General features: G+C 73.1%; 15 protein-coding genes. 5 read left to right on the top strand and 10 right to left on the bottom strand.

Features of this window, described 5'->3' with window-relative positions; genetic code table 11:
• Positions 1-1,572 (top strand): NADH-quinone oxidoreductase subunit M, encoded by a 1,572-nt coding sequence (locus tag ACF1AL_RS19040; protein ID WP_391704231.1) that lies wholly within the window; start codon positions 1-3, stop codon positions 1,570-1,572.
• A complete protein-coding gene (gene nuoN / locus ACF1AL_RS19035; protein ID WP_366838740.1) occupies positions 1,569-3,218 on the top strand; it encodes an NADH-quinone oxidoreductase subunit NuoN in 1,650 nt (549 codons plus the stop codon). Before ACF1AL_RS19040 ends, nuoN begins: the two co-directional genes overlap by 4 nt.
• A gap of 148 nt (positions 3,219-3,366) precedes the next feature.
• Here nuoN and ACF1AL_RS19030 read toward each other — a convergent pair whose 3' ends face one another.
• On the bottom strand, positions 3,367-3,918 hold the full coding sequence (locus tag ACF1AL_RS19030) for a hypothetical protein (RefSeq protein ID WP_391821090.1): 552 nt from the start codon (positions 3,916-3,918) through the stop codon (positions 3,367-3,369).
• Positions 3,919-4,150: 232 nt separating this feature from the next.
• Between ACF1AL_RS19030 and recQ the strand changes: the two genes are divergently transcribed.
• Complete coding sequence (gene recQ, locus ACF1AL_RS19025) at positions 4,151-6,166, top strand: DNA helicase RecQ (protein ID WP_391826688.1); 2,016 nt, start codon at positions 4,151-4,153, stop codon at positions 6,164-6,166.
• Between the two features lie 196 nt (positions 6,167-6,362).
• Here recQ and ACF1AL_RS19020 read toward each other — a convergent pair whose 3' ends face one another.
• The 8 genes from ACF1AL_RS19020 to fahA form a co-directional block, all read right to left on the bottom strand.
• Positions 6,363-9,176: a fumarate reductase/succinate dehydrogenase flavoprotein subunit gene (locus ACF1AL_RS19020; RefSeq protein ID WP_391826687.1), complete on the bottom strand. Its 2,814-nt coding sequence runs from the start codon at positions 9,174-9,176 to the stop codon at positions 6,363-6,365.
• A 20-nt stretch (positions 9,177-9,196) separates the two neighbouring features.
• Positions 9,197-9,991 (bottom strand): ABC transporter ATP-binding protein, encoded by a 795-nt coding sequence (locus ACF1AL_RS19015; RefSeq protein ID WP_391821089.1) that lies wholly within the window; start codon positions 9,989-9,991, stop codon positions 9,197-9,199.
• Entirely contained in the window at positions 9,975-10,856 is an 882-nt protein-coding gene (locus ACF1AL_RS19010; RefSeq protein WP_391821088.1) for an ABC transporter permease, read from the bottom strand. Before ACF1AL_RS19010 ends, ACF1AL_RS19015 begins: the two co-directional genes overlap by 17 nt.
• Positions 10,853-12,196, bottom strand: a complete 1,344-nt coding sequence (locus tag ACF1AL_RS19005; protein WP_391821087.1) for an ABC transporter substrate-binding protein — start codon at positions 12,194-12,196, stop codon at positions 10,853-10,855. Before ACF1AL_RS19005 ends, ACF1AL_RS19010 begins: the two co-directional genes overlap by 4 nt.
• Before the next feature lie 13 nt (positions 12,197-12,209).
• Positions 12,210-12,437, bottom strand: coding sequence for a ferredoxin family protein (locus tag ACF1AL_RS19000; RefSeq protein WP_020120576.1), 228 nt, complete (start codon positions 12,435-12,437; stop codon positions 12,210-12,212).
• A 133-nt stretch (positions 12,438-12,570) separates the two neighbouring features.
• Positions 12,571-13,359, bottom strand: coding sequence for a GntR family transcriptional regulator (locus tag ACF1AL_RS18995; protein ID WP_366838745.1), 789 nt, complete (start codon positions 13,357-13,359; stop codon positions 12,571-12,573).
• A 163-nt stretch (positions 13,360-13,522) separates the two neighbouring features.
• Complete coding sequence (locus ACF1AL_RS18990; RefSeq protein ID WP_391821086.1) at positions 13,523-14,461, bottom strand: M56 family metallopeptidase; 939 nt, start codon at positions 14,459-14,461, stop codon at positions 13,523-13,525.
• A gap of 417 nt (positions 14,462-14,878) precedes the next feature.
• Positions 14,879-16,093 (bottom strand): fumarylacetoacetase, encoded by a 1,215-nt coding sequence (fahA, locus tag ACF1AL_RS18985; RefSeq protein ID WP_391660098.1) that lies wholly within the window; start codon positions 16,091-16,093, stop codon positions 14,879-14,881.
• 243 nt (positions 16,094-16,336) lie between these two features.
• On the opposite strand from fahA, the gene ACF1AL_RS18980 reads away from it, so the two are divergent.
• Together ACF1AL_RS18980 and ACF1AL_RS18975 are read left to right on the top strand one after the other, a co-directional pair.
• A complete protein-coding gene (locus ACF1AL_RS18980; RefSeq protein ID WP_391704213.1) occupies positions 16,337-17,593 on the top strand; it encodes an ATP-grasp domain-containing protein in 1,257 nt (418 codons plus the stop codon).
• 60 nt (positions 17,594-17,653) lie between these two features.
• Positions 17,654-18,856 (top strand): FAD-dependent oxidoreductase, encoded by a 1,203-nt coding sequence (locus ACF1AL_RS18975; protein WP_391821085.1) that lies wholly within the window; start codon positions 17,654-17,656, stop codon positions 18,854-18,856.
• A 15-nt stretch (positions 18,857-18,871) separates the two neighbouring features.
• On the opposite strand, the gene ACF1AL_RS18970 is transcribed toward ACF1AL_RS18975, so the two are convergent.
• Positions 18,872-19,549, bottom strand: coding sequence for a hypothetical protein (locus ACF1AL_RS18970; RefSeq protein ID WP_391821084.1), 678 nt, complete (start codon positions 19,547-19,549; stop codon positions 18,872-18,874).
• Positions 19,550-19,588 lie beyond the last annotated feature (39 nt).

Genomic DNA, 19,588 nt, shown 5'->3' with positions numbered 1-19,588 from the left:
ATGTCCTTTCCTCTGCTGACAGCGACGGCGGCGCTCCCGGCCATCGGGGCCGTCGCCACGGCCGCGGTACCGGCCGCGCAGCGCACCGCCGCCAAATGGCTGGCGCTGCTGTTCTCCCTCGCCACGCTCGCCCTGGCGGTCACCGTCCTGGTCCGCTTCGACCCGGACGGCGACCGCTACCAGCTCACCGAGTCGCACGCCTGGATCAAGGAGTTCGGCGTGCGCTACGAGCTGGGCGTGGACGGCATCGCGGTGGCGTTGATCGCGCTGACCGCGCTGCTGATCCCGTTCATCGTCCTGGCGGGCTGGCACGACGCGGACCCGCTGGAGACCGGCAGCCGGCGCTGGCGGCCCACCCAGGGCTTCTTCGCGCTGATCCTGGCCGTCGAGGCGATGGTGATCCTCTCCTTCGAGGCCACCGACGTCTTCCTCTTCTACATCTTCTTCGAAGCCATGCTCATCCCGATGTACTTCCTCATCGGCGGCTTCGGGGACCGTGCCCACGAGCACGGTGAGCAGGCGGCTGCCACCCAACGGTCGTACGCGGCGGTGAAGTTCCTGCTCTACAACCTGGTCGGCGGTCTGATCATGCTGGCCGCGGTGATCGGCCTGTACGTGGTCGCGGGGAACTTCAGCCTCACCGAGATCGCGCAGGCCCGCGCGAACGGCTCGCTGCACATGGCGACCAGCACCGAACGCTGGCTGTTCCTCGGCTTCTTCTTCGCCTTCGCGGTGAAGGCGCCGCTGTGGCCGCTGCACACCTGGCTGCCCAACGCCATGCAGGAGTCGACCGCGCCGGTCGCCGTGCTCATCACGGCGGTCGTCGACAAGGTCGGCACCTTCGCGATGCTGCGCTTCTGCCTCCAGCTCTTCCCGGAGGCATCGAAGTGGGCGACGCCGGTCATCCTCGTGCTCGCGCTCATCAGCATCATCTACGGCGCGCTGCTCGCGGTCGGCCAGCGCGACATCAAGCGCCTGATCGCGTACGCGTCGATCTCGCACTTCGGCTTCATCATCCTCGGCATCTTCGCGATGACCAGCCAGGGCCAGTCCGGCGCGACGCTGTACATGGTCAACCACGGCATCTCGACGGCCGCGCTGATGCTGGTCGCCGGCTTCCTGATCTCCCGGCGCGGCTCGCGGCTCATCGCGGACTACGGCGGGGTGCAGAAGGTCGCCCCGGTCCTCGCCGGCACGTTCCTGATCGGCGGCCTGGCGACCCTGTCGCTGCCCGGGCTGGCGCCGTTCGTCAGCGAGTTCCTGGTGCTGGTCGGCGCGTTCACCCGGTACCCGGCGATCGGCATCATCGCCACCTTCGGCATCGTCCTCGCCGCGCTCTACACGCTGGTGCTCTACCAGCGCACCATGACCGGCCCGGTGAAGCCGGAGGTCTCCGCGATGCCGGACCTGCGGGTGCGTGAGCTGGTGGTGGTGGCCCCGCTGGTCGTCCTGCTGATCTTCCTGGGCGTCTACCCGAAGCCGGTGACCGACATCGTCAACCCCGCGGTCAAGCAGACCCTGTCCGACGTACACAAGAAGGACCCCCGGCCCGAGGTGGAGGCGGCCAAGTGAGCACACCAGCCGTCCACAGCCTGTGGACAACCGCGGCCGACCCGATCTCCAAGATCGACGCGCCGAAGATCGAGTACGGGCAGCTGTCGCCCACCCTGATCATCATCGGCGCGGCGATCGTCGGCGTCCTCATCGAGGCGTTCGTCCCGCGCAAGGCGCGCTACCACGCCCAGCTGTTCGTGTCCGTCGTCGCGATCGTCGCCGCCTTCGCCGCGGTCGTCGCGCTCGCCGCCGACGGCTACGGCACCACCAAGGCGCGCATCGCCGCCATGGGCGCCATCGCCGTCGACGGACCCGCGCTCTTCCTGCAGGGCACCATCCTCCTGGCCGCCCTGGTCGGCCTGTTCACCTTCGCCGAGCGGCGCCTGGACCCGGCGGCGCACGGCAGGCCGGTGGACTCCTTCGCCGCGCAGGCCGCGTCCGTGCCGGGCAGCGACAGCGAGAAGGCGGCCGTGAAGGCCGGCTTCACCACCACCGAGGTCTTCCCGCTGCTGCTGTTCGCGGTCGCCGGCATGCTGGTCTTCCCGTCGGCCAACGACCTGCTGACCCTGTTCGTCGCACTGGAAGTCTTCTCGCTCCCGCTGTACCTGCTGTGCGCACTGGCCCGCCGCAAGCGGCTGATGTCGCAGGAGGCCGCGGTCAAGTACTTCCTGCTCGGCGCGTTCGCCTCGGCGTTCACCCTGTTCGGCATCGCCCTGCTGTACGGCTACGCGGGCTCCGTGTCCTACGGCACGATCGCCCAGGTCGTCGACGGCACGATCAGCAACGTCGACCCGGCCCTGGCCAACACCATGGGCAACGACGCGCTGCTGCTGCTGGGCACCGCGCTGATCGTGATGGGTCTGCTGTTCAAGGTCGGCGCCGTTCCCTTCCACATGTGGACACCGGACGTCTACCAGGGCGCCCCGACCCCGGTGACCGGCTTCATGGCCGCGGCGACCAAGGTGGCCGCCTTCGGCGCGCTGCTGCGCATCCTGTACGTCGTCCTGCCGGGGCTGCGCTGGGACTGGCGGCCGGTCATGTGGGCCGTCGCGATCGTCACCATGCTGGGCGGCGCGATCGTCGCGATCACCCAGACCGACATCAAGCGGCTGCTGGCGTACTCCTCGATCGCGCACGCGGGATTCATCCTCGCGGGTGTCATCGCGACCACGCCGGACGGTGTCTCGTCGGTGCTGTTCTACCTGGCGGCGTACTCGTTCGTGACCATCGGCGCGTTCGCCGTGGTGACGCTGGTGCGCGACGCGGGCGGCGAGGCGACGCACCTGTCGAAGTGGGCGGGGCTCGGCCGCCGCTCGCCGCTGGTGGCGGCCGTGTTCGCGGTGTTCCTGCTCGCCTTCGCCGGCATCCCGCTGACCTCCGGCTTCGCCGGGAAGTTCGCCGTGTTCAAGGCGGCCGCCGAGGGCGGTGCGGCCCCGCTTGTCGTGATCGGTGTGATCTCGTCGGCGGTCGCGGCGTTCTTCTACATCCGCGTGATCGTGCTGATGTTCTTCAGCGAGCCGCGCCCGGAGGGGCCGACGGTCGCCGTGCCGTCGCCGCTGACGATGACGGCGATCGCGGTCGGCGTCGCGGTCACGGTCGTGCTCGGTGTGGCGCCGCAGTACTTCCTGGACCTGGCGAGCCAGGCGGGCGTGTTCGTGCGCTGAGCCGTCCGGCGTGTTCGCGCGCTGAGCCGTCCGGCCGTCTTCGTGCGCTGAGCCGTCCGGCCGGTACGGCCGTGGGGCCCCGGTTCCTCCGTGGAGGAACCGGGGCCCCACGCGTGCGTGCGGGCCCGCGGTGGTGCGGGCGGACGCGTCACGCCTTGTGCATGCCGGAGGAGGCCGGGCAGGTCACATCCGGGTTCCACTGGGCGAACAGGCCGTTGCGGTTCGGCTTGTACAGCCAGGCGTGCAGGTCGTAGTGGCGCGGCATGCCCGGGTAGTGCCCGGCCATGGGCCCCTGGAAGTCCTGGCCGAAGATCTGCGGCCGCTTGCCCTGGGCGTCGGCGGTCGGCACCACCCACTCCACGCCCACCAGCCGGCGCCCGCCCCGGCCGTCGTCCTCGTAGAGCAGACCGGCCGGCCTGGCCGGGTCCAGCGAGCCGAAGAGGGACGGGTTGAAGTAGTGGTAGCCCATGCCGCCCTGGTCGCGGGCCAGGCAGAGGTGGGCCTCGTAGCCGTCGGCGAGCGCGTTCGGCAGGTAGCCGTACTTCGCCGTCGCCTCGTAGGTGCGAGCCAGCTGCCCCCGCAGGGCCGGGCCGGGCTCCGCGGAGTCGGCGTGCGCGGGCGTGGCGACCAGGGACAGCGACAGGGACGCGGTCAGGGCGAGGGCGGCCTTCGTCAGGCGGGCGGACAGTCGAGCGGACATGCGAGCTACTCCTCGGGGGGACGTGGGCGGTTTCTCGCCTGAGCAGCTTGTCCCGGCCTCCGGGGAGCCGCCACGCCGGACGGGCCATTGGACTGAGGTACGGCGAGCGCAGGGACGGCCGACGCGGCCGTCCGATGATCACACCGCGCGCCTGTGGACAACTCCGGCGCTGTCGGTGCGGCCCCCTATCGTGGAGGCAGTGGTCGAAGGACGACGCACGGGGGACGGGACGATGGCCGGGACGGGCGTGATCAGCGAGATGGCAGAGGTGACCGGGGTGCCGGGCGCGGGCGCGAGCGAGGCGCTGGCCACGCTGCACCGGGTCTTCGGATACGAGGCTTTCCGCGGCGAGCAGGAAGCGATCATCGAGCATGTGGTGGCCGGCGGGGACGCGGTCGTCCTCATGCCGACCGGCGGCGGAAAGTCGCTGTGCTACCAGATCCCGGCCCTGTTCAGACCGGGTACGGGAATCGTCGTCTCCCCGCTCATCGCGCTCATGCAGGACCAGGTGGACGCCCTGCGCGCGCTCGGCGTGCGCGCCGGGTTCATCAACTCCACGCAGGACTTCGACGAGCGGCGCGTGGTCGAGGCCGAGTTCCTGGCGGGCGAGCTGGACCTGCTGTACCTGGCGCCGGAGCGGCTGCGGGTGGACGCCACCCTGGACCTGCTCTCCCGGGGGAAGATCTCCGTCTTCGCCATCGACGAGGCGCACTGCGTCTCCCAGTGGGGCCACGACTTCCGGCCCGACTACCTCACCCTGTCGCTGCTCGGCGAGCGCTGGCCGGACGTCCCGCGCATCGCGCTCACCGCGACGGCGACCCGGGCGACGCACCGGGAGATCACCGAGCGGCTGAACATGCCGCAGGCCCGCCACTTCGTGGCCAGCTTCGACCGGCCCAACATCCAGTACCGGATCGTGTCGAAGTCGGACCCGAAGAAGCAGCTGCTGAGCTTCCTGCGCCAGGAGCACCCGGGCGACGCCGGCATCGTGTACTGCCTGTCGCGCAACTCCGTGGACAAGACGGCCGAGTTCCTCACCAGCAACGGCATCGCGGCGGTGCCGTACCACGCGGGCCTGGACGCCGGCACCCGCGCGGCGCACCAGTCCCGCTTCCTGCGGGAGGACGGCCTGGTCGTCGTGGCGACCATCGCCTTCGGCATGGGCATCGACAAGCCGGACGTGCGCTTCGTCGCCCACCTGGACCTGCCGAAGTCGGTCGAGGGCTACTACCAGGAGACCGGCCGCGCCGGCCGCGACGGACTGCCCTCCACGGCCTGGATGGCCTACGGCCTCAACGACGTCATCCAGCAGCGCAAGCTCATCCAGTCCGGGGAGGGCGACGAGGCCTTCCGGCGGCGCGCCCAGGCCCACCTGGACGCGATGCTCGCCCTGTGCGAGACGGCGCAGTGCCGGCGCGGGCAGCTCCTCGCCTACTTCGGCCAGGAACCGGACCCGGCGGGCTGCGGCAACTGCGACACCTGCCTGACCCCGCCGGAGACCTGGGACGGCACGATCGCCGCGCAGAAGGTCCTGTCGACGATCGTCAGGCTGCAGCGCGAGCGCGGCCAGAAGTTCGGCACCGGGCAGATCGTGGACATCCTGCTGGGCAAGCGCACCGGCAAGGTGATCCAGTTCGACCACGACCAGCTATCCGTGTTCGGCATCGGCCAGGAGTTCGGCGAAGGCGAATGGCGGGGCGTGGTGCGTCAGTTGCTCGCTCAGGGGCTCCTCGCCGTCGAGGGCGAGTACGGCACGCTGGTGCTGACCGAGGCCAGCGGATCGGTGCTGCGGCGCGAGCGGGAGGTGCCGCTGCGCAAGGAGCCGAAGAAACCGGCCACCTCCCGTTCGGCGGGCTCCACGGGCTCGTCGGGCCGTGGCGGTGAACGCCGGGCGAAGACCGCGGCGGCCGACCTGCCCGAGGCGCTGCAGCCCGCCTTCGAGGCGCTGCGGGCCTGGCGCGCCGAGCAGGCCCGCGAGCAGGGCGTCCCGGCGTACGTCATCTTCCACGACGCCACGCTGCGGGAGATCGTCACCGCCTGGCCGACGTCGGTGCGCGCACTCGGGAACGTCAACGGGGTCGGCCTGAAGAAGCTGGAGACGTACGGGGAAGGCGTGCTCGCGGTCCTGGCGGGCCTGGGCGATCCGCCCGGTGCGGGCGCCACGGGGCCGGCCACGCCCGGCGGGCAGGAGCCGGACCCGGCGGACGACTGGCCCGGGGAGGACGCGGAGCCGGAGGACTGGATATAGGGCGGAGGGCCACCGGCACGGGCGCCGGGCGCAGGCTCACGGACGGCGTCCTGCCGGTGCGCGCCGGTTCCCGCCGGTGCCGGTGCCGCTCAGCCCCTCCCGCCGTCAGCCTCCTGCCGCCTGCCCTCCGCCCCGGCCTCCTGCCCCCGGCCTCGTGCCCCCGGCCTCCTGCCGTCGGCCTCCCGGGCCCCCGTCGTCACAGCCCCCGTGTCGCGTACGCCCTGACGTCCGCGTCGGAGTCCGTGGTGGCGGTGGCGAGGGCCGCCCGGGCGCCCTCGGCCTCGCCGTGCCGGGTGAGGGCGAGGACGGCGGCCTTGCGGACGTCGGCGTTCGGGTCGGCGACGGCCTTGGCGAGCGCGGGGACGGCCAGCTCGGCGCCGGCCGCGGCGAGGGCCGTCGCGGCACCGGCGCGGACCTGCCAGGCAGGGTCGGACAGCGCGGCGACGGCCCGTGCGGCCAGGGAGGCCGGGCAGCCGGCGGTGCCCAGCGCCTCGTAGGCCGCACCGCGCACCAGCGCGTCGCCGTCCTCGGTGAGGCCGGCGAGGGCCTGGTGCACGGTCCCGGACGGCGCTCCCGGCGCCCCGGCCGTCCCGGCGGCGGCCGCCGGGTGGGTGGACGCCACCGTGGCCAGCCCCTTGGCGAGCGTGACCCGCACCTCGCGGGACGGGTCGGCGGTGGCGGCGCGGGCGAGCTCGTCGGCGGCGTCGACCGAGACCAGGGCGCGTACGGCCGCGATGCGCACGGTGATGTCGGTGTCGGTCAGGGCGCCGACGAAGAGGCGGGCGTCGCCGAGGCGCAGGGCGCGCAGGACGTCGAGCGCGGCGGCGCGGACGACGGGGTCCGGCTCGGTCAGGGCGGCGGCGAGCGCGTCGCCCAGGGCGGGCTCGGGCGGCAGGGTCTCGACGAGTTCACGGAGGGAGGCAGCGGCGGCGGAGCGCACCTCGGCGGCGGGATCGCGCAGCGCGGCGGCCAGCGCGGGCCCGGTGCCGGCGGGCAGGGTCTCGGTCAGGACGGCGACCGCCTCACGCCGGACGGCGGGCGACGGGTCCGCCAAGTAGGGCAGCAGCGCGTCGAGTTCGGGCTGTTCCTCGGCGAGGGCGACGAGCTGCAGGAGACGCTCCGCGTCCTGCCCCGCCTGGGGGAGGGCTTGATCGGGTGTCGGAGGGGCGGGGCGCTGCTCGGGCGCCTCGTCCGTGCCCCGGATCGCCACCGGTGTCGCGTCGCGCGACCCGGCGGTGGCGACGTCCTGCGGGCGTACCTCGCCGAGAGGACGGGAGGCGCCGCCGACCGGCGCGAACCCGTCCACGGGGACCAGGTAGGGGGCCACGGGACGGGCCGTGAACTCCATCGCACCGGAGGGGGACTTGTGCAGATCGAGGTGGTGGAACCAGGAGGCGTCGTCGCGCGCGGGATGGTCGAGGCGCTCGTGGTAGAGGCCCCAGCGGGACTCCGTGCGGGCCAGGGAGGCGCGCGCGGCCATCTCCGCGCAGTCGCGGATGAAGGTGACCTCCGCGCACCGCATCAGTTCGTGCGGGGTGCGCGCGCCCATCGCGGCGATGTCGTCGCGCATCCGCTCGAACGCCTCCAGGGCCAGCGAGAGCCGGGCGCCCGACTTCGGCGGGGCGACATAGTCGTTCACGAAGCGGCGCAGCTTGTACTCGACCTGCTGCTGCGGCGGGCCGTCCGGGTGGCGCAGCGGGCGGTAGATCAGCTCGTGCGCCTCGCGCAGCTGGTCCTGCGGCAGCTCGCCCTCGTAGGCCGTGTACTGGGCGGCGTCCGCGCCGGCCAGGTCGCCGAAGACGAAGGCGCCGATCATGTAGTTGTGCGGCACGCAGGCCAGGTCGCCGGCCGCGTACAGCCGGGGCACGGTGGTGCGGGCGTGGTCGTCCACCCGTACGCCCGAGGCGGAGTGGCCGCCGCACAGCCCGATCTCGGAGATGTGCATCTCGACGTCGTGGGTGCGGTAGTCGTGGCCGCGCCCGGCGTGGAAGGTGCCCCGGGTGGGGCGCTCGGTGGAGTGCAGGATCGACTCCAGCGCCGCGACCGACTCCTCCGGCAGATGGCTGAGCTTGAGGTAGACGGGCCCGCGGTCGGAGGCGACCTCGGCGGCGAACTCCGCCATCATCTGCCCCGACCAGTAGTCGGAGTCGACGAAGCGCTCACCGTGCCGGTTGACCTGGTAGCCGCCGAAGGGGTTGGCGACGTAGGCGCAGGCCGGGCCGTTGTAGTCCTTGATCAGCGGGTTGATCTGGAAGCACTCGATACCGGTGAGCTCGGCGCCCGCGTGGTAGGCCATGGCGTAGCCGTCACCCGCGTTGGTGGGGTTCTCGTAGGTGCCGTACAGGTAGCCGGAGGCGGGCAGGCCGAGCCGGCCGCAGGCGCCGGTGGCCAGGATCACCGCGCCGGCGCGGACGGTGACGAACGCGCCGGTGCGCGTGTGGAAGCCGACCGCTCCCACGGCCCGCCCCTCGGCCGTCAGCACCCGCACCGGCATCACCCGGTTCTCGATGCGGATCCGCTCCCGCATCTCCCGCCGCCGCAGCTGCCGGTAGAGAACCTTCTTGACGTCCTTGCCCTCCGGCATGGGCAGCACATAGGAGCCGGAGCGGTGGACCTGGCGGACCGCGTACTCGCCGTGCTCGTCCTTCTCGAACTTCACGCCGTACGACTCCAGCCGCTGCACCATCCCGAAGCCGCGGGTCGCGGTCTGCCGGACGGTGGACTGGTCGACGATGCCGTCGTTGGCGCGGGTGATCTCGGCGACGTAGTCGTCGGGTTCCGCCCGGCCCGGGACGACGGCGTTGTTGACGCCGTCCATGCCCATGGCGAGCGCGCCGGAGTGGCGGACGTGGGCCTTCTCCAGCAGCAGCACCCGCGCGCCGCGCTCGGCGGCGGTCAGCGCGGCCATGGTCCCGGCGGTGCCGCCGCCGATGACGAGGACGTCACAGGTCAGCTCCTCGGCGTCGCCGAGGGCGGGGATCGCCGGGACAGTGTCCGCGGGGGAGTTCACGTCAGTCACCGGGGTGCCTTTCACGTACCGAGCGAGGTGAGGATGTCGCGGCGCAGCGCCACGCGCGCGGGGTCGTCGTGGGCCGTACGGTCCCGGGGGCGCGGCACCTCGCGTACGGCGGTGAGTTCGCCGGAGCCGAGCAGGGCGACGCGGTCGCCGAGGAACAGCGCCTCGTCGACGTCGTGCGTGACGAAGACGACGGTGGCTCCGGTGCCGTGCAGGACGTCCACGAGCAGGTCCTGCATGCCGGCCCGGGTCTGGGCGTCGAGCGCGCCGAACGGCTCGTCCATCAGGACGGCGCGGGGCCGGCCGGCGAGGGCGCGGGCCAGCTGGGCGCGCTGGCGCTGCCCGCCGGAGACCCGGTGGGGCAGCTGCCCCGCCTGTTCGGCGAGGTGCACGCGTTCGAGCCACCCCTGGGCCTCGGCGCGGCGCGTGCGGCGCGGGACGCCGGCGATGGCGAGGGGGAGTTCCACGTTGCCGCGCAGGGTGCGCCAGGGCAGCAGCGCGTCCTCCTGGAAGACCAGGGCGCGTTCGGCGGCGGGGCCGGTCACCGGCCGGCCGTCCTGCTCGACGGTTCCGGCGAGCGGGGGCAGCAGCCCGGCGAGGGTGCGCAGCAGCGTCGACTTGCCGCAGCCGGAGGGGCCGACGACGGTGAGGATCTCGCCGGGCGCGATGTCCAGGTCGACGCCGGTGACGGCGGGCGCGTCCGGGCGGCCGAGGGTGACGCCGCGCAGGGTGAGGCGGGTGCCGCGCGCGGCCGGTGCCGGGCCGGTGGCGGGCCGGGTGGCCGTGCGGGTGTCAGACGAGGTGCTCATCGCGTTCCTCCTCGCTCCGGTACGGGGACGCGGTGACCCCGGCGGTGCCGTGCGGCGCGGTCGGCGCGGCGGCCCGGCCGGGGCGGACGCGGGCCGCGGGGGCGTAGGACGTGCGGGGCAGCCAGCGGGTCAGGCGGCGGCCCAGGAGTTCCACGGCGGTGGAGGTGATCCAGCCGAGCACGCCGATCGTGACCATCCCGACGAACACGCCGGGGTAGTCGACGACGGTGTAGTCCTGCCAGGTGCGGTAGCCGACGCCGTACTCGCCGGAGATCATCTCGGCGGAGATCACGCAGATCCACGACACGCCGATGCCGACCGACAGCCCGCCGAAGATGCCGGGCAGCGCGCCCGGCAGGACGACCGAGCCGAGGACCCGCCACCGGCCGCCGCCCATCGTGCGCACGGCCTCCTCCCACACGGGCGTCAGCGCGCGCACCGCGTGCCGGGTGGAGACCAGCACGGGGAAGAAGGCGGCCGTGCAGGTGATGAAGACGATGCCTTGTTCATTGGAGGGGAAGAGCAGGATCGCGACGGGGACCAGGGCGATGGCGGGGATGGGGCGCACCACTTCCAGCAGCGGGCCGAGCAGGTCCTCGGCGAGCCGCGAGCGGGCCACGAGCACGCCGGCGGCGACGCCGAGGACGGCCGCGAGGAGGAAGCCGGAGGCGATCCGGGTCAGGCTGTCGGTGAGGTCGGTCCAGTAGTCCGGGCCGGACAGCCGCTGCCCGAAGGTGTGGGCGACGTCGGTGACGGTCGGGAACTGCGAGAAGCGCAGCCAGAGGTCGATGTCCTGGCTGGTCAGCAGCTGCCACACGCCGAGGGCCGCGGCGACCGAGAGGACACGCAGCGCGTACCGGGTCATGAGGCCCGCTCCAGGGCTTCGGCGTACGTGACGAGTCGTGCGCCGCCGTGGCCGGCGAGGTAGGCCCGCGCGGTCGCCGGGGCGACGAACGGCAGCAGTGTGGTGCCGTCGGCCACCCAGACGGCCTTGTCGGCGAACCACAGGGTGCCGGTGGTGGCGTCGGCGACGTAGGCGGCGCGGACGGTGTCGCGGTGGCGCTTCACATGGCTGAGGAGCGCCGCCGGGGTGGGCAGTTCCACGGTCCTGTCCGCGCCCTTCGGCCAGACCTCGGCGGCGGCCGGGGCGGGCGTGGCGGCCAGGCGCCGGGCGTAGGAGGCGCCGAGGGCCTGCTTGACCCAGTGGTCGTCGACGAAGGCGTCCACGTCGATGTCGCCGGTGAGCTTCGCCGCCTTCAGGACGGCCACGTCCTGCTTCAGGGCGGCCACGAGCTGCGGTTTGACGGCCGGGTCGAAGGTGGAGATGCCGTGGGCGCCGTTGTAGAGGTAGACGACCTCGGCGGGCAGGCCGGTGGCGGCGGCGACCTTCTCGGCGGCGGCCACGGGGTGGGCGTCGAGGTAGTCGGTGGCCTCGGCCTGCGCCCTGAGGAAGGCCTCCAGCACCGCGGGGCGCTTGCGCGCGAAGTCCTCGCGGGCGGTGACGCCGTGGAAGGTGGGCAGGTCGAGCTGGGCGCCGTCGTACAGCGCCTTGGCCTTGCCCTGGAAGGCCAGCAGGCCCGGCCAGGCGACGAACTGCGACAGGGCGTCCGCGCTGCCGGCGGCCAGGGCGGACGCGCCGACGGCGGGCTGCTGGTTGAGCTTCTCGACGCCGTGGTCGGGGTCGATGCCGGCGCGTTGCAGGGCCCGCACGAGCGTGCCGTCGGCGGCGGAGCCGACCGAGGTGGAGACCTTCTTGCCCTTGAGGTCGCTCAGTGACGTGAGCGGCGAGTCGGGGGCCGTGACGATGGTGTTGAGGCCGCCGCGCAGGTTGTAGCCGGTGACGGAGACCAGGTGGGTGGGCCGGTTCAGCTGCTTGCCGCGGGCGGCGTTGATCAGCAGCGGGAAGTCGCCCATCGAACCGATGTCGATCTTGCCGGCGGTCATCTGCGCCGTGATGGGCGCGCCGGTGGCGTAGTCCTGCCAGACCACCTTGTAGCGGTGGCCGTCGTGCAGCGCGCCGAGCTGCTTCTCGAAGGAGCCGAGGGAGCGCAGCAGGGTGCCGGCGGTGACGGTGTTGATGGTCTTGGACTGGTAGCCGACGGTGACGGTGACCGTGGCGCCGTCGTCGCCGGCCGCGGCGTTGCCGCCGCAGGCGGTCAGCGGCAGCAGGAGCAGGGAGGCGGCGGCAAGTGCGGTGCGTTTCATGGGGTGGGACCTCTCACCGGAGCAGGTAGGGCATGTTGACCGTGACGGCTCCGGTGGGACAGCGGGCCGCGCACGGGCCGCAGTACCAGCACTCGTCGACGTGCATGTACGCCTTGCCGCTGCTGTCGTCGATGGCGAGGGAGTCCAGCGGGCACATGTCCACGCAGAGCGTGCAGCCGTCGATGCACTTCGACTCGTCGATGGTCACGGGCACGTCGGCCCGCTGGGGCACCAAGGGCATGGCTGTCTCCAGAGAGGTCCGGAAATTTCCGGGAGGAATTCGCCGCGGCAGTGAACCGCCGGGGCCCCGCCGGCCGATGAAGAGGTGAGGGCCGGAAGGACGGAACGGGGGACGGGATGAGGACGGGAAAGGGTCAGGCGGAGCGGTGCAGCAGGCCGCTCATGGAGATGCGGTCGCCGCGGAAGCGGATGAACTCCAGGTCCACCGGGCGCCCGTCACACAGGTGCGTGAGGCGCTCCAGCATCAGGACGGCCGCCCCCCGGGGCGCCTCCAGTACGGCGGCGGAGTGGGCGTCCGCGGTCACCGCCTCCAGGGTGATCTCGGCGTGGCCGAGACGCAGGCCGGTGATGGCCTCCAGGAGACGGAAGACGTCGGTGTTCTCCAGATCGGCGCCGAGCAGGGCGGTGCCGAGGTCGAGCGGGATGTAGGTCAGGTCGAGCGAGAGGGGCAATCCGTTCAGGCGCCGCAGCCGTTCGATGTAGAGGACGTCGGCGCCGGGCGGTACGTGCAGCCGGTCGGCCACGGGGCCCGGTGCCGGGACGGGGCCCATGGTGCGGACCTCGTTGGTGACCCGCCCGTGTTCGTGCAGGGTCTCCGCCAGCCCCATCAACCGGTCGAGCCCGTGGGGGTACTTACGGGCGACGACGACGGTGCCGACGCCGGGCAGCCGGTCGACGAGCCCCTCGGAGCGCAGGAGGTCGAGGGCCTCCCGGACGGTGTTGCGGGAGGTGCGGTAGTCGGTGGCGAGGACGGATTCATGAGGGAGCGTGCCGCTCTCGAAGCCGCCGGTGAGGAGCTGGCGGCGCAGGAGATCGGCGAGCTGCCGGGCCCGGTCCGCGCGCAGCCGGCGCCGCGCGCGGTGGGCGGCGACGGTGGTCGCGCCCTGGCCGGCGTGGTCGCGGATGCGGTCGGTGGCTGGCATGGCTGGAACCATACCGAGTAGGTAGGAAACGGGGTGTTGCCGAAGTGTTGCGCCACCTGACGGTTCGTCGGATACGTCACTGACCTGCGGTTTCGGGGAGTGGGAGGTGAGATCTGCCACCCGCCGGGCGGGCATCACGCCAGGCCGTCTGCACGGGCGGGCATCACGCCAGTGCCGTCAGCCCCGGGGCGAAGGCGATCAGCAGCGGCAGCAGGGGGACCAGTGCCGCCACGGTGGTCGTCAGGGCGCGGCGCCTGCGGTCCAGCCGGGGCGGCGGTTCCAGCAGGCGGTCGACCCGCTCACCCAGCAGGCGGTGGCTGGAGGCGCAGGAGAGCACGCCCCGGTGCTGGTTCAGCTCGATCAGCGCCAGCGCGGTGGTCAGGTGGCCGCAGCGGCGGGAGGCGGTGTCGTCGGCGGCCAGTTCGACCAGGCGGTGGGTCTGGTCGCAGAAGTGGGCGAAGAGAGGAATGCGGGGGAAGCCGGTGGCCAGGGCGGTGGACAGGTGCAGCAGCCAGTCGTGGTGGGCGCGGGCGTGGCCGCGCTCGTGGGTGAGGACGGCGTCGAGCTGGTGGGAGGTCAGGCGGTGCAGGGCGCCGGTGGTGACGACGAGCTGCGGCGGATGGCCGGGCATCCACCAGGCGTCGGGGTACTCGTCCTCCAGCACGAGCAGCGGACCGCGCGCCGGGCCCAGGCCGGCGGGCAGTTCGGGGGCCCGCTCGTTCAGATGGGCGCGGGTCACCCCACGGCGCCGCCGGGCCTCGGCCAGCTCTCGGGCGAGCATCGCGGTGGTCCAGGCCGCGCCGCAGGCCAGCAGCAGGGTGAGCGCGACCGCCCAGGGCGGCGCCGACGCCAGGTCGTACGCCTCGGTGACGCCGGGCGGCGCCGGCGCGAACAGCTGGGTGCGCACGGTGTGGAAGACGGCGGCCGCGCTGAGCGCCAGGGCCGTCAGGCAGCACAGCAGGACAGTGGCGACGAGGCACTGCCACACCCACAGGGCGACGACCGGCTCCCGCTCGGGCCAGGCGGCCCTGGTCAGCGCGCGCGGGACCGGGACGGCGGCCGTGAGGGCGACGACGCTCAGCAGGAGCAGGCAGACGGTCATGCCACAGGCTCCGGATCCTGGTGGGACAGGGGCAGGGATGGTCGTGCGGGCGGCGGACGCGGTCCTCGGCGGCTCGATGAGGGCGTCCGCCGCCAGTATGACGGCCCCGGGGGCGCCACGTCAGCCCATGACGACGGCCTCGTGGGCGGGGGGTCCGACCATGACGAGGAGGCCGGGGCGGGGCAGCTGCCCCATCCCGGGGAAGCCGCCCTCAGCCCCGGGGAAACTGCGCTCGGCTCCGGGGGAAAGTCGCCCTCGGCCCTCGGGGGAAAGCCGCCCTCGGCCTCCGGGAAAGCCGCCCTCGGCCCCTCTATGCAGCCCCCTGGGGAAAGCCGTCCTCAGCCCCCGGAGAGAGCTGCCCTCAGGCCCTGAGGAAGAGGTGCCCACCCCAGGGCGGCCGCCCCCCGGAAGAGACCGTCAGCCGGAGACGATGCGGCCTGTCACCTCGCCGAGGCCCACCCGGGTGCCGTTCGGGCCGGGGGCCCAGGCGGAGAGGGTCACCACGTCGCCGTCCTCCAGGAAGGTGCGCTTGCCGTCGGGGAGTTCGAGGGCGTCGCGGCCGTTCCAGGTCAGCTCCAGCAGGGAGCCGCGCTGGTCGGGGGCGGGACCGCTCACCGTGCCGGAGCCGTAGAGGTCGCCGGTGCGCAGGGAGGCGCCGTTGACCGTCATGTGGGCCAGCTGCTGGGCGGCCGTCCAGTACATGGTGGAGAAGGGGGGTTCGGAGACGACGTGGCCGTTGACGGCGACGGAGATGCGCAGGTCGTAGCCGCCGGGTTCGTCGGCGGAGTCGTCCAGGTAGGGCAGCAGCGGGTGGGTGCGCTCCGGAGGTGCCACCCGGGCCTCCTCCAGCGCCTCCAGCGGGGTGATCCACGCGGAGACGGAGGTGGCGAAGGACTTGCCGAGGAAGGGCCCGAGGGGGACGTACTCCCAGGCCTGGATGTCCCGGGCGGACCAGTCGTTGAGCAGGCACAGCCCGAAGACGTGGTCGCGGAAGTCGCCGAGGGCGACCGGCCTGCCGAGGGCGGAGGGCACCCCGACGACGAAGCCGACCTCGGCCTCGATGTCGAGACGGACGGACGGGCCGAAGACGGGCACCGGATCGGCCGGGGCCTTGCGCTGGCCCGAGGGGCGCACCACGTCGGTGCCGGAGACCACGACGGTGCCGGAGCGGCCGTGGTAACCGATGGGCAGGTGCTTCCAGTTGGGGGTGAGGGAGTCTGCGGCGTCCGGGCGGAAGATCTGGCCGACGTTGCGGGCGTGGTTCTCGGACGCGTAGAAGTCGACGTAGTCCGCGACCTCGAAGGGCAGGTGCAGGGTCACCGCGGACAGGGGGTGGAAGAAGGGCTCCACGGCCTCGCGGTGGGAGGGCACCGTCACCCACGCCGTCAGCGCGCGCCGCACGTCGGACCAGGTGGTGCGGCCGGCGGCGAGCAGCGGGTTCAGCGAGGGCTGGGCGAGCAGGGACGCATACGGGGAGCCGAGCGCCATGGCCGCCGCGCCCGCGTCGAGCACGTGGTCGCCGAGCCGGACGCCGACCCGCCGTTCGGCCGGCGAACCGGCGGGCGAGAAGACGCCGTACGGAAGGTTGTGCGCACCGAAGGGGTCGCCCTCGGGGACGTCGAAGGGGGGCATGCGGTGCAGCCTCGCTTTCGTGCACGTGGGACACGGCGCGCGCGCCGTGCGGTCAGGTCGTCGCGGCACACGTTACGGCCGAGCCGCCCTCTTGGGCAGTGTCTAAAGAGTTTGCAATGTCCGTTATGGCCTTGTCGGAGGTGGCAATTCCGGCTTAGCGTCCTTTGCGGGGAACACGGACGGAGTGCATCCGTTCCGTCGGGGGGACACGTGGGGGGACCCGTGGCCAGGAGTGCCGCAAGCGTGCCGTTCCAGGCCGACCGCGAGGTGCCGGGCCTGATCGTGAAGTTCGGTGACTACCCGCTCCACCACGGCGGCGTCGGCGCGATCCGCAGCCTGGGCCGGCTGGGCGTGCCCATGTACGCCATCACCGAGGACCGGTACACGCCGGCCGCGTCCTCCCGCTATCTGCGGCGGGCGTTCGTGTGGCCGACGACGGGCACCGAGCAGCCGGGCCGCCTGGTGGAGGGGCTGCTGCGGATCGGGCGCCGGATCGGCCGGCCGGCCGTGCTGATCCCGACCGACGAGGAGGCCGCGGTGCTGATCGCCGAGCACCAGGACGACCTCGCCGGGCCGTTCCTCTTCCCGCGCGTGGCGCCGGACCTGCCACGCCGGCTGGCCAGCAAGCAGGGGCTGCACGAGCTGTGCGCCGAGCACGGCATCGCCAGCCCGGCGGCCGCGTTCCCGCGGTCGTACGAGGACATCGTGGCGTTCGCGGACACGGCCCGCTTCCCGGTGGTGGCCAAGAACCGGGAGGCGTTCCTGCGCCGGGAGCGGCCCGCCGTCCACGGCACCACGCGGATCTCCACCCGGGACGGGCTGCTCGCCCTGGCCCGGGACTGGGGCGAGCGGCCGGGGGTGATCCTGCAGGAGTACCTGCCGCGCGAGCAGGCCGAGGACTGGATCGTGCACGCCTACTTCGGTGCCGACTCCACGCCCCTGGCCCTGTTCACCGGCGTCAAGGTGCGCTCGTGGCCGCCGCACGCCGGGATGACGGCGAACGCCTACGTCGTCGACAACCCGGAACTCGCCGACCTCGCCGCACGTTTCATCAAACAGATCGGCTTCACCGGCGTCGTCGACCTCGACCTGCGCTTCGACCGGCGCGACGGACAGTACAAACTCCTCGACTTCAACCCGCGCGTGGGCGCCCAGTTCCGCCTCTTCGAGAACGAGGCATTGGTGGACGTGGTCCGCGCCCTGCACCTGGATCTGACCGGGCGCCCCGTTCCGGAGGGGGAACAGCGCGCCGGCCACCGCTACATCGTGGAGAACATCGACCTGCCCGCCCTGCTCGCCTACCGCCGCAGCGGCTACACGACGCCGCACGCGCCGGCCCGGCCGAGCGGCACGGAGCTGGCCTGGTTCGCGGGTGACGACCCGCTGCCGTTCCTCACGATGCTCGCGCGCTTCGTGCGACCCGGCGCGAAGCACCTCTATGAGCTGTGGCGGACCCACCGCCGCGGCAGCACCGGACCGGGCGGACGCCGCCGGACGTAGCACCGGCACCGTCCCGGCCGGAACACGAAGTGACGACATGACGTCCTGGGGAGGGACTTCGTGAACCAACCGGTTGCAGTCATCGGGGCAGGCCCGTTCGGCCTGTCCACCGCCGCCCATCTGCGCGCCCGCGGCATGCCCGTGCGGGTCTTCGGTGACCCGATGGTGAGCTGGCGCGACAACATGCCCGCCGGCATGCTCCTGAAGTCGACCCCCGCCGCCTCGACCATCGACAGCCCGCAGCGCGGGTACACCCTCGCCGACTACTGCGACGCGGCCGGCGTCCGGCGTCTGGTCACCGACGAGGACATCATCCCCGTCGAGACGTTCATCGCCTACGGCGAGTGGTTCCAGCAGAAACTGGTGCCCGACCTGGAGCGGGTGCGGGTGGTCTCCGTGGACCGGCGCGCCGGCGGGGGGTTCGAGCTGAAGCTGGACTCCGGGGAGCAGTTCACCGCGCAGGCCGTCGTCGTGGCGACCGGCCTGTCCGGGCTGGCGCACCTGCCCCGCGAGCTGGCCGCCGCCGCGCCCGACGGACCCGCCCCCGCATCGGCGGTGTCCCACAGTTCCCAGCACCACGACCTGAGCCGGTTCGCCGGCCGGGAGCTGATCGTCGTCGGCGCGGGACAGTCGGCGCTGGAGACGGCGGTGCTCGCCGCCGAGGCCGGGGCCCGGGTCCGGGTGGTCGCCCGCGGCCGGGGCCGGGTCGCCTTCGGCGCGCCGCCCTGGGACCAGCCCCGGCTGCGGCCCGAGTCGCCGTTCGGCCGGGCCTGGTCGCTGTGGGCGCTCAGCTACTACCCGCACCCCTACCGCCGTCTGCCCGCCGGGATACGCCACTACCTGGTCCGCCGGGTGCTCGGGCCGCTCGGCGCCTGGTGGCTGCGGGGGCGCTTCGCGGAGACCGTGCAGGTCAGCGAGGTGCAGCGGATCGTGCGGGCCGAGGCGACGGGCGAGGGGGCCACCCTCACCGTGCGCAGCCACGCCGGCCGCACCGAGCGGCTCGCCGCCGACCACGTCATCGCGGCCACCGGCTACCGGGTGGACATCGCGGCCATGGACTTCCTGGGCCACGAGCTGCGTACCGCCCTCGCGGTCAGCCGCGGCACGCCGAAGCTGGGCGCCGGATACGTGTCGTCGGTTCCCGGCCTGTACTTCACGGGCCTGCCGGCGGCCGGTTCCTACGGTCCGGTGATGCGGTTCGTGTGCGGCACGGAGTTCGCCTCGCCCCGCCTGGCCCGGCACCTGATGGCGGCCCACGGCTGACGGCCGGGGGGTGGGCTACGCCCCTTGGGCGTGCTGCCAGTCCAGGAAGCCGGTGATCAGGCCGGGCGGGTTGGCGGCCTCGGTGGCCTCCACCTCCCAGCCGGGGCAGTCCATGTCGAACACCACGATCGGCAGCGGGCGGCCGAGGATCTCCTCGATCAGGCCGCTCGCGTGCAGATGGCGGGCGAGGCCGGTGCAGGCGTCGGCGAAGTACTCCCACAGCCCCTCGCTCGTGCCGTCCTCCTCGTCGCAGCTCATGCCGTCCTCCTCGTCGCAGCTCATGCCGTCCTGCTCGTCGCCGCTCGTGCCGTCCTGCTCGTCGCGCACGGCCTTGGGCAGGGCGGGATCGCCGGTGCCGTCGTCGTACCACAGCCCGAGCTCCTTGGCCCGCTCGACGAAGAGGGCGCCGCCGGCCGGGTCCTCGGGGACGTTGCCGAGCATCTCGAAGCCGTCGAGGAGCCAGCAGGCGTAGTTCCAGCGGGCCTCGCCCGGGTCCTCGGCGCGCCGCTCCCGGGCGTACTGGGACTCGGTGTTGTAGCCGATGGCGACGTAGGGGTGCCGGTCGTCGTCCAGGCGCCAGATACGGAAGGAGAGGGCGTAGATCTCGGGGACGTCGGCGGCGGGGAAGCGGGCGAGGACGCCGGCGGCGGCCTGCCGGAGGTGCTGCTGGAAACGGTCCGGTCCGGCGGTCACGACGTGGGCCTCCCCCTGGTGAGTGAGAGGTCAGCCTGC

Source organism: Streptomyces sp. NPDC014801 (genome assembly GCF_043082085.1).
Taxonomy (GTDB): domain Bacteria; phylum Actinomycetota; class Actinomycetes; order Streptomycetales; family Streptomycetaceae; genus Streptomyces.
This window is presented reverse-complemented; position numbering and strand designations above follow the sequence as displayed.